Origin of the sequence: Chitinophaga pollutisoli (genome assembly GCF_038396755.1) — a bacterium.
GTDB classification, from domain to species: Bacteria; Bacteroidota; Bacteroidia; order Chitinophagales; family Chitinophagaceae; genus Chitinophaga; species Chitinophaga pollutisoli.
In genome coordinates this window covers 3,811,798-3,824,936 of sequence record NZ_CP149822.1, presented here as the reverse complement: position 1 = coordinate 3,824,936, position 13,139 = coordinate 3,811,798, and the positions used below count along the sequence as shown (strand labels likewise).

Below are 13,139 nucleotides of genomic sequence, written 5' to 3'. Positions count from 1 at the left end.
AACCTGAAGTTAAACAATGTATTGGAATTGCAGTTGAGTGATAAAAAAAGACAATGCATATAGTATTCTCTTCGTGAAATCAATTGGAGCGGCAAATGAAGATTTGCGCCCTGTATGCTATTTCACTTAACACGTATCTAATCAGCAATTGTTATGAACGGTCGTTGCCGATCTCGTGCATCGTGAAGTCTATCATCCAAGAATTTCGGTGCAGGGATCAGGATATGGGGCCAGTTCGATCAGGCGTTCCGGCAGCGGCCCCTGCTGCCAGGTGCTGTGCAGCGCCAGCGCGGCACCCAGTGCGGTAGCCTGTGGCACTTGCGCGGCAAACACTTCTATACCACGGAACTGCATGGCGAGCATTTGCATGAATACATCATTCTTCCCAAACCCTCCGTCCACGAATATCTTTCCAACCGGCGCGCCTGCCAGCACCAGCGAAGTGGAGCGGTGTTGCGCCGATACGAGATCGAAAATCAATTGATGGTAAGCCTCCGCATCCGACCGGAATTGCGAGAGGTCGCGCGTAGCGAAATCTCCGGCGGGGAACATCTTTCCCATCAGTGCTGCATCGAAAGGCACAGATTGGCAATGCGCCGACTGGCGGTTGAAATGCTCCGCAATCCTGGCTACCTCCCGCTCATGCACAAATCCCGAAAAGAGGCGCGAGGCTTTCACGGGGCGCCCGTCGAAGGAAAGGTAGCACAGGCAATCCTGCTCCAGCTCCTCCGCCGTGAGCGGTGTGGCGTTGAACGGATTGAGGGTGATACACCATGTGCCAGTCGAAATCAAGGCAAAAGGCTCGCGGAACTGCATCAGGTAAGGGATCAACGCGGCGGAAGAATCATGCAGTCCCGGCCCCACCGGAACTTCCTTCCCGCTTACCTTTCCCGCTACCACCGTTCCCGCATCGCGCAACGGCGCCATAACGCTTTCCAGCCCTTCGTCGCGCACCCAGGCGTGATAGGTATTTTTATCAAAATCCCATAGCGCTGTATGGCAGCCGATGCTGGTAATGTCGGCGCAGGCCTCGCCGGTGAGCAGAAAACTGATGTATTGCGGCAGGTGCAACGCATGTTTCACTTTGGCAAACAACTCCGGACGCCCGGCCTGCAGGCGGAAAAGCTGCAGGCCTGAGTTAAGGCTGTCCAAAGCGGGAGAAGCGGTTTGCCGGGAGAATCCTGATTTTCCGCCATATCGTGCGTACAGCCCATCCCGCAAATGGCCGGGGTACGATTTAAGATAATTGTAAAGCGGCGTCAGCGGTTTGCCGTCGGCATCGATATACACGAGGCTGGCGCCGTAGGCGGATACGTTCACGGCGCGCACGTCCACTCCAGGCATCGCCAAAGCTTCCTCCAGCGACGACTGCACGAAATCGCGCAGGCTGTGGATGCATTCGCAGGGGTCCCCGTCTTCGTCGGCGGTTTCCGGGAGGCGGGCATTCTTCTCATGCACCACGCGGTAACTTTCGTCGAAAAGGAACAACTTCTTATTGGTTTTGCCGATGTCGAGCACGGCGATAACGGGAATCTTCGTCATGGTTTATAAACCTGTAGCGATGGTAACAAGCCCCCTCCTGCGGATAAGCCCCGCCCGCACCTGCTCGCCGCGGTACACGGAAAGCGGCTCCAGGGCGCCGCCTGCGCGGAGGCGCGCTTCGGCTACCATCGGACGAACGTCCGTCCGGTACGCCTGTTGCAATATTTCCTGGGCCGCCACCACGTCATTGCGCTCCTGCGCGGCGGTGAGGGCTTTGCGATCCACCAGCAGCGCCTGGGCATAAGCAATCTGGATTGCTTCCACGGATTGCAGCAGGTCTTCCAGCGGATCTTTCACATTATGCGACGCGTCGATCATCCAGCCCAAATCGGTGGCATGTTTCATGCCGCGCGCATTCATACCGTCTACCAGTTCGCAGAAAATCAGGAACAGCTGGTACGGCTTGATGCTGCCTACGGTGAGGTCGTCGTCGCCGTATTTGGAATCGTTGAAATGGAATCCGCCCAGCTTGCCTTCCATCAGCAGCAGCGCCACGATCTGTTCGATGTTGGCATTAGGGAGATGATGGCCCAGATCCACCAGTGTATAAGCCTTAGGGCCGAGCTTGGAGGCGTAGAGCAGGGATTGCCCCCAGTCGCCCACCGTGGTGGAATAGAAGTTCGGTTCGAAGGCTTTGTATTCGACGAACATTTTCCAGTTGTCGGGCAGTTCGGCGTAGATCTCGCTTAAACCTTCCAGCGTATTTTCAAACGCTTTGCGGAAGCTGAGCTGGCCGGGGAAGCAGGAGCCGTCGGACAGCCAGACCGTAAGCGATTCCGATCCCAGGGCAATGCCGTGGCGGATCACTTCGATATTATGTTCGATGGCTTGCTGGCGGATATCGCGGCTCACGTTCTGAAGGGAACCGAATTTGTAGCTGTGCGCCTGGCCCGGCTGGTCCTGGAAGGTGTTGGAGTTCATGGCGTCGAACTTCAGCCCGTGCGCGGCGGCGACTGCGCGGATGTGCGCGGGATCTTCCGGGATATCCCAGGGGATGTGGAGCGAAATGGCGCCGCTGGCGCGGTTGAGGCGATGCAGCAGCCCGATGTCTTCGATTTTTTCTTCGAGGTTGCGGGGCTCGCCGCCTGCGGGGAACCTGCCGAACCGGGTGCCCCCGGTGCCGAGGGCCCAGCTGGGAATCGCGATCTGGAATTCGCCGAGCTGGGAAATGATTTCCGCCGCATGGGGGATCTCGCCCTGAAGAAATGCCAGCGCCCGCTCATGTTTGCGGAGCGACTGGCTATTGTAACCGTCTATTTTATTCTGGTCGATTTGCATGGTGTTCTATTTTTATCTGACGAAAGCCATGGCTACTCCGCCATCTACATTCAGCACGTTACCGGTGGCTTTCTGCAATAATCCTCCTACAAAAGCGAAGCAGGCATCCGCGATATCTTCCGGCAGGATCACCTGGTTGAGCAGCGTGCGTTTGGCATAGTAAGCCGGCAGCTCTTCCACTTTCACGCCGTAGGCTTTAGCCCTTCCTTCCGCCCAGGCGCCGGCCCATATGGTGCTGTCGGCGATCACTGCGTCGGGGTTCACCACGTTCACCCGGATGCGGTCTTTCCCCAGCTCCGCCGCATTGAGGCGGCTCAGGTGCAGCTGCGCGGCCTTGGCGGAACCGTACGCGGCGTTGTTGGGGCCGGATACGAGGGCGTTCTTGCTCACGATGTTCAGCACGTCGCCGCCGAGGTTTTGCTTACGCATCACGTCTACCCCCGACTGGGTAACGAGGAACTGGCCTTTCACGAGTACATCGTACAACAGATCCCAGTCTTTTTCGGTATGCTCTTCCAGCGGTTTGGAGATGGAGAGCCCGGCGCAGTTCACCACGATGTCCATTCCTCCGAATGCCAGCGCAGCGGTGCGGTAGGCGTTGGATACGTTGCCGGCGTCTTTCACGTCGAGCAATGCGGCGGCGCAGGTATCTTTTCCGAATTCCTTTTCGAAGGATGCTTTGGCTTCGGCGAGGCGGTCGGCGTTGTTATCGCTGAGCACCACCACAGCGCCTTCCTGGGCAAACTTCCGCGCAATTGCCTTCCCGATGCCGCCGGCGCTGCCCGTTACCAGGGCGATGCGGCCGGTGAGCGCCTTGGGTTTCGGCATGCGTTGCAGCTTCGCTTCCTCCAGCAGCCAGTATTCGATGTCGAAAGCTTCCTGGCGGGGCAGCGAAGTGTAAGATGATACCGCTTCAGCGCCGCGCATCACGTTGATGGCGTTGATATAGAATTCAGCGGCCACGCGCGCCGTTTGCTTGTCTTTTGCAAATGTGAACATACCAATTCCCGGGCACAATATCACTACCGGGTTCGGGTCGCGCATGGCGGGACTATTCGGATGTTTGCAGGCCTCGTAATATTCCGCGTACATTTTCCGGTATGCTTCAAACGCGGCTTCCAACCGGGTGCGGTCTGCCGCTGTTTCGGGATGCAGTACCAGCGGGCTGATTTTGGTGCGGAGGAAGTGGTCGGGGCAGGAGGTGCCGAGGGGCGCGAGGCGCTCCAGGTCGTTGGAATGCATAAACTGCAACACGCGCTCGTCGTCGGTGAAATGGCCGATCATCCGCTGGTGGGACGACGCGAGCCCTCTCAGTTCGGGCGCCATCTCTGCTGCTTTGGCGAGCCTTTCTTCTTTGGGGAGCGCCTGCATGCGGGGGCCGCCGAAAACGGGGCGCGCCTTGCCGAGGTGCTTCTCCAGGTATTCCGCGCACTGCTCGATCACTTCGAGCGTGTTGATGTAGGATTCGTAAGCCGTATCGCCCCAGGTGAAGAGCCCGTGCGAGCCGAGCATGATGCCGCGGATCCCGGGGTTTTCGTCGAGGCAGGCTTTCAGCTGCAGGCCGAGGTCGAAGCCCGGGCGCTGCCAGGCCACCCAGCCGATCTTGCCGCCGAACAGCTCCTTGGTGATCTGCTCCCCGTCTTTCGCCGCGGCGATGGCGATGGCCGCGTCCGGGTGCAGGTGGTCGATATGTTTGAACGGCAGGAAACCGTGCAGGGGCGTATCGATGGAAGGCGCTTTGGATTTGAGGTCGTAGATGCAATGATCGAAGAGCGTTACCATTTCATCTTCCATCTGCATGCCTTTGTAAATATTTTTCAGGCTGCGGAGGCGGTCCACATACAGCGCGGCGAGGCCGCTGCGCTGGAGCGTGCCGAGGTCGCCGCCGGAACCTTTCACCCACATTACTTCCACGGGTTTGCCGGTGAGGGGGTCCGGAGCGGTGGCCTTGCAGCTGGTGTTGCCGCCGCCGTAGTTGGTGAGCCGCAGATCGGCGCCCAGGAGGTTGGACCGGTAGATCAACAGGGCCACCTCATCGCCGGCCATCGCGGCGGCTTTGGCCTCATCCCATAAATAACTTACATGTTTGAATTGCTTCGTCATCGATCAATTAATTTTCAAGTGAAGTGCCGTATCCTACCAGCATGACAGACAAAATAATCGTGGCGATTCCCGCGAGTACTGTCCGGTAGGTTTTGGGGGACACGCCTTTCCATTCTTTCAGCGCAAACCCCCATAACGTGGAAATCAGAATGATAAAGGCCATATGGAGAATCCATGAGCCGGCGCCGTTGCCAAGCTTGCTTTCTCCCATACCGTAGAAGAAGAATTGCATGAACCAGGTGGTGCCGGCCAGGGCGGAAAAAAGTAATTCGCGGCCAGCGGCGTTTTCCTGTTCGTATAATCTTTAAAAGAACGGTTGCGTGCGTTGAGAATCATGCACCAGATAAAGTTGGTCGTTAACCCGCCGAGCATGATCACTACAAAAGTTACGTTGTTGGCGAACAGCGGATTGGCGCCGTTTGCGACTGCTTCCTTTCCCATGGATCCTCCCGCGGAAATCGCGAAACTCATGCAGGCGCTGAGAATACCGGAAATACTGGCTACCGTCAAACCTTTCTTCAGGTCGAACTCGCGGATATTCTCCTGCTTCTGGTCGTTTGTCAGTTCTTTCTCTTTCCGCATCCCCGCTTTGCCGCTGATCATGATCCCCAGCAGGCAAACCGCCACGCCGAGGAGTACGAACACGCCGCCGTGCGTACTGATCATCGCGCCGAAAGTATGTTCGCTTTCCGCCATAATGCTGCGGTAGATGGGTGGAATGAGCGCGCCGAAGGCGGAACAGAAGCCCAGTGCCACGGCCATTCCGAGGCTCATGCCGAGGTAGCGCATCGATAAGCCGAAGGTGAGGCCGCCGATGCCCCAGAGCACACCCAGGATATACGTCCAGAACAGGGTGGCGCCATCGGTGTTGCGGATGATGTCCATGAACCCCGGCACGGTGATCCACGCTGCGATAAACGGAACAAAAAGCCAGGAGAAAATCCCGCCGGTGATCCAGTAACTTTCCCAGCTCCAGCCCCTGACTTTTTTGTATGGCAGATAAAAACTTCCGGAGGCGAACCCGCCCAGCAAATGGAAGAACAATCCCAGGATAGCATTCATAAAACGTGGATTTTTGTAAGTGACTCACAAAATATGCAAAGCGTCCGGAATCACTGTCATGCCCCGTCCTGCCTGTGTTTTTTCAATTATTTCACTACTTTGGGAGACGTTATGAAAACACCAGACATCCTCCGGCACATCGCCATCGACGACTTCTCCGCCACGCCGAAATACCAGCAGCTGGCCGACGCGCTTTTGCAGGCGATTGGCGAGGGAAAGATCAAGCAGAACGACATCCTTCCTTCCATCAACGAGCTTTCCTACAAGCTGGACATCTCGCGCGACACGGCCGAAAAATCGCTCAAGTTGCTGAAAGCCCGCGGGATCCTGGGCTCCGTGCCGGGCAAAGGATATTTCGTGCAGCAAACGGGGCTGCGCCAGCAGTTCAAGATCCTGTTACTTTTCAACAAGCTCAGCGAACATAAAAAAATCATTTACGACGCCTTCGCCGGCAAACTGGGCGACGCGGCCAGCATCGACTTCTATATTTACAACAGCGATTTCGGGTTGTTCAAGAAACTGTTGCAGAGGAATCTGTCCGAATACACGCACGTGGTGATCCTCCCGCATTTCCGGGAGCGCGTGGAGGTGGAGGAATTGCTCAACGACATTCCCCGTGAGAAGCTCATCCTGCTCGACAAAAAGCTGAAGGGCGTGACGGGCGGTTACGGCGCCGTGTACGAGAATTTCCGGGAGAACATTTACGAGGCGCTGGAAGCCTTGCGGGAGCGGCTGGAGCATTACCAGGCGTTGACGCTCATCTTCCCGGAGAACACGTATTACCCCGACGAGATCCGCGACGGGTTCCTGCAGTTCTGCCAGGATTATGCCTTCCCGGCGCGGGTGGTGCATGACTTAACCGCCGGTGGCGTGCGGCCGGGGGAGGTATATATCAACCTGCGGGAAAGCGACCTGGTGGAGCTGATCGGGAAGACGCGGGCGCAGGGGCTCACACCGGGGAAGGATGCGGGGATCGTCTCGTATAATGAAACCCCGCTGAAACCCTTTATCCTGAATGGTTTGACGACTATTTCGACCGACTTCCAGCTGATGGGCGAGCTGGCGGCGGGAATGATCCTCGACGGGGCGCTGTCGCAGGTGGAGGTTCCCTTCCGTGTGACGCCACGGGCTTCGCTCTGAAGCTTCCCATGCCGATGTTTTCTTATATGAGTTGCTATAGGGCATAAATTCACGAAAACGCGCTATCTTCGCGCTTCGCCGGTAGTGGCATTTTTTACAAACCGTTGAAATCTATCGCTTTATCTGGCGCCGGGCATGTTCCGGGGACCGGGGTTTGTGATATTCTGTCGGTCAAACGGCCCTCCCGCCCTGCTAAAAAGGCAGGTTTCCCGTACTGCGGGGCCGTGGCACAATCTTGGTTGACAGGATTGGGCACGGGAAACAACAAACAATATTTATTTTCTGTGTTTTAATATTAACAAAAAGCAAAAATGGCAACCGTAACCAGAGAGAACATTGGTTTATTAAATGATAAGATCACTGTGAAAGTGAGCCAGGAAGATTACCTTCCGAATTTCGAGAAAGCTGTAAAGCATTTTTCCAAAACAGCCAACATCCCTGGATTCCGGAAAGGCCAGGTTCCCGCCGGCATGATCAAAAAAATGAGCGGCCAGGCGCTGTTTGCAGACGAAATTCTGAAAACGGTGGAAAAGGAACTGATGACTTACATCCAGAACGAGAAACTGGAGATCTTCGCCCAGCCCCTCTCCCTCGAGAATGAAGCAAAGAACTTCGATTACAATAAACCCGAAGCATTCGACTTCGCGTTTGAAGTAGGCCTGAAGCCCGCATTCGACGTGGATCCCCTGCTCGCGAAAACTTCCCTCACCCGCTACAATGTAAAGGTGACCGACGAGATCGTTGACCAGGAACTGGACCGCCTGCAGCTGAAAGGCGGCAAATCCAGCGAACCCGAAACCGTAACCGGTGAAAACAACGTGCTGAACCTCGAGTTCATTGAAACCGACAGCAAAGGCAACATCGCGGAAGGCGCCGAGAAGAAGGAAAACTCCCTCCTCGTGAAAACCTTCTCCGCCGCCGCACAGGAGAAACTGATGGGCAAAAAAGTGGGCGACACTGTGGTGCTCCAGCTGTCAAAAGCTTTCGATAAAGACCGTATCGAATACATCACCAAAGACCTCGGCCTGGCCAATGACAAAGACGCTGCGAAAAAATACTTCCAGCTCACCATCACCAAACTCACCCTGATCGAAAAACGCGAGCTGAACGAGGAATTCTTCAACGAAGTATACCCCGGCCAGAACATCGCTACCGCTGAAGCTTTCCGCGAAAAACTCCGCGAAGAGATCGGCAAGTACTGGAAACAGGAAGCTACGAACCACCTGCACAACGACCTGTTCGAGACGCTGGTGCACGAAACGCCTATCGAGCTTCCGAAAGACTTCCTCAAACGCTGGCTGCAGAAAGGCGGCGAAAATCCGAAAACGGAAGCCGAAGCAGAACAGGAATACCCGAACTTCGACCATCAGCTGCGCTGGACCCTCATCAGCGACAAACTGATCCGCGATAACAAACTCGACGTTTCTTTCGACGAACTGAAAGACAACGCGCGTACCAAACTCATGTCTTATTACGGCCTCGGCGGCGAGCAGGCAGAGTGGATGGACAGCTACCTGGAGCGCCTGCTGCAGGACGAGAAGTATGTTGACCAGACTTATCGCGAACTGATCACCCAGAAGCTGTTTGATTGGGCTGAAGCCAAGGTGAACGTAAAAGAGGAGGAAATTACTGCAGAAGAATTTGTTAAATTACCTCATAAACATCACCATCATGAACATTAATAACGAATTCCGGAAATATGCGATCCACCACAGAGGAATCAGCAGCCTGGTTGTAGATAGTTACGCCCGTAGCTCGCAGTTCAACGCGCTTACCCCCTATATCCTGGAGGAGCGTCAGCTGAACATGCAGCAGATGGACGTGTTTTCCCGACTGATGGCCGACCGTATCATCTTTTTGGGTGACCCGGTGAACGACTATGTGGCGAATGTGATCACCGCACAGTTGTTGTTCCTGGAGTCCGCCGACCGCAACCGCGACATCCAGATGTACATCAACAGCCCCGGTGGCTCCGTATATGCCGGTCTGGGTATCTATGATACCATGCAGATCGTTTCGCCCGACATCGCCACTATCTGCACTGGTATGGCCGCCTCTTTCGGCGCCGTACTGCTGGTAGCCGGCACGAAAGGCAAGCGTACCGCCCTGAAACACGCCCGTGTGATGATCCACCAGCCGCATGGCGGCGCGGAAGGCCAAACCTCCGACATTGAGATCACCGCACGCGAATTCGTGAAGCTGAAGAAAGAGCTGAACGAAATCATCGCCTCCCACTGCGGCCAACCCGTGAAAAAAGTGGAGAAAGACGGTGACCGTGACTTCTGGATGACAGCCGACGAAGCCAAGGAATATGGCATCATCGACGACGTACTGGATAAGAATCCCCGTAAGAAAGCTGCGGAAGGCAATGGCACTGCCCAGTAACTGACGGACAAACGCATAAAAAAGGCGCTTCTGAACGGAAGCGCCTTTTTTCTTGCCATACCCGGTTCGGCCGCCGTGCATGGCATTCCGGCCTATTTCCCCTTCCGAAAGCCGCAAAAAAAGCGTAATTTTGTAACCTTGTAAATCAGGCAAAAACAGCCTTACATTCAAAAAATCTGATAAATGAAAGAATCCAAGATACGCTGTTCGTTCTGCAACCGGAACAAAGACGAGGTGAGGATACTGATCGCCGGGGCGGAAGGCCATATCTGTGAAAACTGCGTGGCCAATGCACAGGAGATCATCGAGCAGGAACTGAACCCGGGCGGGGAGGCTCCCCGCAAAGCCGGCCCTTCGCACTTTGTCCCCAAAGTCGCCAAGCCGGTAGAGATCAAGCAATTCCTGGATGAATACGTGATCGGTCAGGACGATGCGAAGAAAATCCTCGCCGTGGCCGTTTACAACCACTACAAACGCCTGAACCAGCAGGTGACGGAAGATGACGTGGAGATCGAGAAAAGCAACCTCATCATGGTAGGTGAAACCGGTACGGGCAAAACCCTGCTGGCCAAATCCATCGCCCGCCTCCTCAACGTACCCTTCACCATCGTAGACGCGACCGTGTTTACTGAAGCCGGTTATGTAGGGGAAGACGTGGAAAGCATCCTGACCCGCCTCCTCCAGGTTTGCAATTACGACGTGGAAGCCGCTGAAAGAGGTATTGTATACATCGATGAGATCGATAAAATCGCCCGCAAAAGCGATAACCCTTCCATCACCCGCGACGTGAGCGGCGAAGGCGTGCAACAGGGCCTCCTCAAGCTCCTGGAAGGCACCGAGGTGCTCGTTCCCCCGCAAGGCGGCCGCAAGCACCCCGAGCAAAAACTGATCAAGGTAAACACCCAGAATATCCTCTTCATCTGCGGCGGCGCTTTCGACGGCGTTGACCGTATCATTTCCCGCCGTATCCAGACCCATTCTATCGGGTTTACGGTGAACAAGGAACAGGAAGAGCAGAACCGGAAGCACATCCTGCGCTACATCAATTCGCAGGACCTCAAGCAATTCGGCCTCATCCCCGAGCTGCTGGGCCGCCTGCCGGTGGTAACCTATCTCAATACCCTGGACAAGGACGCGCTCAAAGCCATCCTCACCCAGCCCCGCAACGCCCTGGTAAAACAATACAAGAAACTGTTCAAGGTGGAAGGGATCGATTTCGAGATAGAAGCCGATGCGGTGGATTACATCGTGGAAAAAGCCCTGGAATACAAGCTGGGCGCCCGCGGCCTTCGCTCCATCTGCGAAGTGGTACTGGCCGACGCGATGTTCAACCTGCCCAGCACCAATGAGAAAACTTTTGTGCTCACCCGCGCCTATGCCGCGGAGAAGCTTGAGAAAAGTACGCTCGTAGCCCTCAAGGTAGCCTGATCACCCGTTTCATCAACGATAAAAAGTAACCCGATGCAAGAGCTCATCCAGCAAGTAAAAGATAAAGCCGGCATAAACGACGAACAGGCCGCAAAAGCCATCGAAGCCGTGAAAGATTTCGTGAAAAGCAAACTGCCCCAGATGATCGCGGGCAATGTGGACGTGTGGTTTGCCGGAATGGCAGGCGGCGCCCAACCACAAAAGCCGGACGCCGCTGAAGATTTTCTGGATTAACATCAGGCAGCGCGACGGATGCTGCGGCAGGCGTCTGAAACCAGACAATAAATGAAATCACGCGAATTCTGCGCAGCAGACACAAGCAACAAAAGCATATCCATCTTTTTTATACAGAGGCGCCTCCCGGCGTCTCTGTTTGTTTATAATAAAGTCCCTGTCCTTTGGGGTTGCGTACATATAACGCCGCTTCTTCCCTGCTACCCCTATCCCGTTCAAAAATTATTTTGATCTCCAGTTTGTATATCGTTCCCGGACGGGCGATAGTTACAGGGTTTTCAAATATCTATACAGGGCGGTCAGCTCCTCGTCCGAATACTTGTTGGTCATTTGCCAGGGCATGTCTTCGTTTTTGATGGCGCGGCCATCGGGGGTGTTGCCGGTACGCAGCACGGCGATAAACTCCTGCTCCGACCATTTGCCGATGTTGCCGGCGGTGGTGATGTCTCTGACGTAAACGCCGCCGGGAATGGGGCTTTCTCCGCCTTTCAGATTAGGTTGGTGGCATCCGGTGCAGGACATGGAGAGGTATTGGCCGTATTCGGCTGTGGGGCCTTTCGGAATGGGTCTACCGGGCCGCCAGGCATGGTCGATTTTTTCGGCGGGGATAAGGGGGATTTTATCGAGGGCGGAGAGCACCGTGCCGAGGGGGCCCAGTCGCGGCGGGGCTGTTTCATGATCTGCCGGGGGCGCCGCCTTGAGATAAGCAATCAGCGAACCCAGATCCTTGTCCGTCATCCGGTAATATTCGTAGGAAGGCATGACCAGTAAGGATTTCCCGTCTTTACGGATACCGTGCCGGAGCGCCAGGATCCAGTCGCGGTCGGTATATTCCGCCACTTTGCTGCCTTTGCCGCGGGTAAGGTTGGTGCCGGAAAGGGTACCGATCGGTCCTTCATCCATAAAAATTTTTCCGGTCATATCGGCGCCGTGGCAATCTGCGCAGCCACGCGTTGCGTAGATATGCGCACCAGCCGCTACAGTGGCGGAATCCGAGGGAATCTCGAACATCCGTACTTCTACGTCGTAGATTTTGTCCCGTTTATTTTTCACCTTGATATGCATGGTGAAATAAAATATAAGAAGGCCCGCCACCAGTAAACCGATGATTCCGCCTGTCCATTTCAGTACTTTCCGCAACATAAGATTGATTATTTTTGTGGCATCAAAAGTACGCCACCCTGTACCCCCTGGTGGTACGCAAAACGGATAATACAGTACGACAAACGGATTTCGTTATGACCCCAAAAACTTCAATCGACGCGCAAAGCGTTGTAGCCACGCATGCATTTTTCATGGACCACGCGACGGTACCGGATACCGATTACGCGGGTGACTGGGATCCCATCCAGGCATTGCTTCACTTCCAGGTGAAAGCGGAACCCGGGCGCATTATTCCCCCCGCCGATGTAACACGGCTCCAGTCTGTCAAGGATTTCCTTCGCGAAAACTTCCTCGAACAGCACCTCAGCCTCGGCTTCCTCTGCCGCCGCTTCGGGCTCAATGAGTTCAAACTGAAAAAAGGATTCAAGCAATTGTTCGGCAACACCGTGTTCGGCTATGTGCAGGAAATGCGGATGAAAACCGCGCGCAGGCTCATTATCGAAGAGAAAAGAAATGTAAATGAAGTGGCTGACTTCCTCGGCTACAGCTCACCGAATCATTTTTCCGCGGCTTTTAAACGGCTGTACGGCTTCCCGCCGGCAAAGCTAAAGGCCTGGCAAATGTAATGTTGAAAGGATAAAAGGCCGCATTACTCCTTCAGCGGGTGCAAATAAAAACCGCCCCGAGGGGGGCGGCTTCTTTTTGGAGTAAAATTTTCTCGATCTTTCTTAATGTTTAGGTTGATAAATTGGTAAGGAAAGTAATTAACTCAAATTTAACTTTCTGTTATCAATTTTCCATCACACTAAGGTGTAAATATTGAAAAAAAGAAAAAAGCATGATCATTATCAGGAAGTTGAATG

12 protein-coding genes are annotated in these 13,139 nt (G+C 54.8%); 6 read left to right on the top strand and 6 right to left on the bottom strand.

The genetic code is table 11. From position 1 onward, the window contains the following. Positions 1-192: 192 nt before the first annotated feature. The 5 genes from WJU16_RS16110 to WJU16_RS16090 are packed head-to-tail and all read right to left on the bottom strand — an operon-like array spanning position 193 to position 5,985. Positions 193-1,542 carry an FGGY family carbohydrate kinase gene (locus WJU16_RS16110; protein WP_341834508.1) on the bottom strand — a complete coding sequence of 450 codons (1,350 nt, stop codon included), beginning with the start codon at positions 1,540-1,542 and terminating at the stop codon, positions 193-195. Positions 1,543-1,545: 3 nt separating this feature from the next. Beyond that, complete coding sequence (locus WJU16_RS16105; RefSeq protein ID WP_341834507.1) at positions 1,546-2,820, bottom strand: sugar isomerase; 1,275 nt, start codon at positions 2,818-2,820, stop codon at positions 1,546-1,548. Positions 2,821-2,832: 12 nt separating this feature from the next. After that, complete coding sequence (locus WJU16_RS16100) at positions 2,833-4,923, bottom strand: bifunctional aldolase/short-chain dehydrogenase (RefSeq protein ID WP_341834506.1); 2,091 nt, start codon at positions 4,921-4,923, stop codon at positions 2,833-2,835. 7 nt (positions 4,924-4,930) lie between these two features. Continuing rightward, complete coding sequence (locus WJU16_RS16095; protein ID WP_341834505.1) at positions 4,931-5,134, bottom strand: L-rhamnose/proton symporter RhaT; 204 nt, start codon at positions 5,132-5,134, stop codon at positions 4,931-4,933. Next, positions 5,068-5,985, bottom strand: coding sequence for an L-rhamnose/proton symporter RhaT (locus WJU16_RS16090; RefSeq protein WP_341834504.1), 918 nt, complete (start codon positions 5,983-5,985; stop codon positions 5,068-5,070). Before WJU16_RS16090 ends, WJU16_RS16095 begins: the two co-directional genes overlap by 67 nt. A gap of 111 nt (positions 5,986-6,096) precedes the next feature. Between WJU16_RS16090 and WJU16_RS16085 the strand changes: the two genes are divergently transcribed. The 5 genes from WJU16_RS16085 to WJU16_RS16065 all read left to right on the top strand — a co-directional run bounded on the left by WJU16_RS16085 (position 6,097) and on the right by WJU16_RS16065 (position 11,172). After that, positions 6,097-7,125: a GntR family transcriptional regulator gene (locus WJU16_RS16085; protein WP_341834503.1), complete on the top strand. Its 1,029-nt coding sequence runs from the start codon at positions 6,097-6,099 to the stop codon at positions 7,123-7,125. A 311-nt stretch (positions 7,126-7,436) separates the two neighbouring features. Beyond that, positions 7,437-8,807, top strand: coding sequence for a trigger factor (tig, locus tag WJU16_RS16080; RefSeq protein WP_341834502.1), 1,371 nt, complete (start codon positions 7,437-7,439; stop codon positions 8,805-8,807). Beyond that, positions 8,797-9,510: an ATP-dependent Clp endopeptidase proteolytic subunit ClpP gene (clpP, locus tag WJU16_RS16075; protein ID WP_341834501.1), complete on the top strand. Its 714-nt coding sequence runs from the start codon at positions 8,797-8,799 to the stop codon at positions 9,508-9,510. The genes tig and clpP overlap by 11 nt, the downstream gene beginning before the upstream one ends. A 183-nt stretch (positions 9,511-9,693) precedes the next feature. After that, positions 9,694-10,938, top strand: a complete 1,245-nt coding sequence (gene clpX, locus WJU16_RS16070; RefSeq protein ID WP_341834500.1) for an ATP-dependent Clp protease ATP-binding subunit ClpX — start codon at positions 9,694-9,696, stop codon at positions 10,936-10,938. A gap of 33 nt (positions 10,939-10,971) precedes the next feature. Further along, positions 10,972-11,172, top strand: a complete 201-nt coding sequence (locus tag WJU16_RS16065) for a hypothetical protein (RefSeq protein ID WP_341834499.1) — start codon at positions 10,972-10,974, stop codon at positions 11,170-11,172. Between the two features lie 267 nt (positions 11,173-11,439). On the opposite strand, the gene WJU16_RS16060 is transcribed toward WJU16_RS16065, so the two are convergent. Then, complete coding sequence (locus WJU16_RS16060; RefSeq protein ID WP_341834498.1) at positions 11,440-12,315, bottom strand: c-type cytochrome; 876 nt, start codon at positions 12,313-12,315, stop codon at positions 11,440-11,442. A gap of 95 nt (positions 12,316-12,410) precedes the next feature. Between WJU16_RS16060 and WJU16_RS16055 the strand changes: the two genes are divergently transcribed. After that, positions 12,411-12,902 (top strand): AraC family transcriptional regulator, encoded by a 492-nt coding sequence (locus WJU16_RS16055; protein WP_341834497.1) that lies wholly within the window; start codon positions 12,411-12,413, stop codon positions 12,900-12,902. Positions 12,903-13,139 lie beyond the last annotated feature (237 nt).

Bases quoted from the DNA above. Each gene is read 5' to 3' on its own strand.
- WJU16_RS16110 (WP_341834508.1), bottom strand. From the start codon at position 1,542: ATGACGAAGATTCCCGTTATCGCCGTGCTCGACATCGGCAAAACCAAT.
- WJU16_RS16105 (WP_341834507.1), bottom strand. From the start codon at position 2,820: ATGCAAATCGACCAGAATAAAATAGACGGTTACAATAGCCAGTCGCTC.
- WJU16_RS16100 (WP_341834506.1), bottom strand. From the start codon at position 4,923: ATGACGAAGCAATTCAAACATGTAAGTTATTTATGGGATGAGGCCAAA.
- WJU16_RS16095 (WP_341834505.1), bottom strand. From the start codon at position 5,134: ATGGGAGAAAGCAAGCTTGGCAACGGCGCCGGCTCATGGATTCTCCAT.
- WJU16_RS16090 (WP_341834504.1), bottom strand. From the start codon at position 5,985: ATGAATGCTATCCTGGGATTGTTCTTCCATTTGCTGGGCGGGTTCGCC.
- WJU16_RS16085 (WP_341834503.1), top strand. From the start codon at position 6,097: ATGAAAACACCAGACATCCTCCGGCACATCGCCATCGACGACTTCTCC.
- tig (WP_341834502.1), top strand. From the start codon at position 7,437: ATGGCAACCGTAACCAGAGAGAACATTGGTTTATTAAATGATAAGATC.
- clpP (WP_341834501.1), top strand. From the start codon at position 8,797: ATGAACATTAATAACGAATTCCGGAAATATGCGATCCACCACAGAGGA.
- clpX (WP_341834500.1), top strand. From the start codon at position 9,694: ATGAAAGAATCCAAGATACGCTGTTCGTTCTGCAACCGGAACAAAGAC.
- WJU16_RS16065 (WP_341834499.1), top strand. From the start codon at position 10,972: ATGCAAGAGCTCATCCAGCAAGTAAAAGATAAAGCCGGCATAAACGAC.
- WJU16_RS16060 (WP_341834498.1), bottom strand. From the start codon at position 12,315: ATGTTGCGGAAAGTACTGAAATGGACAGGCGGAATCATCGGTTTACTG.
- WJU16_RS16055 (WP_341834497.1), top strand. From the start codon at position 12,411: ATGACCCCAAAAACTTCAATCGACGCGCAAAGCGTTGTAGCCACGCAT.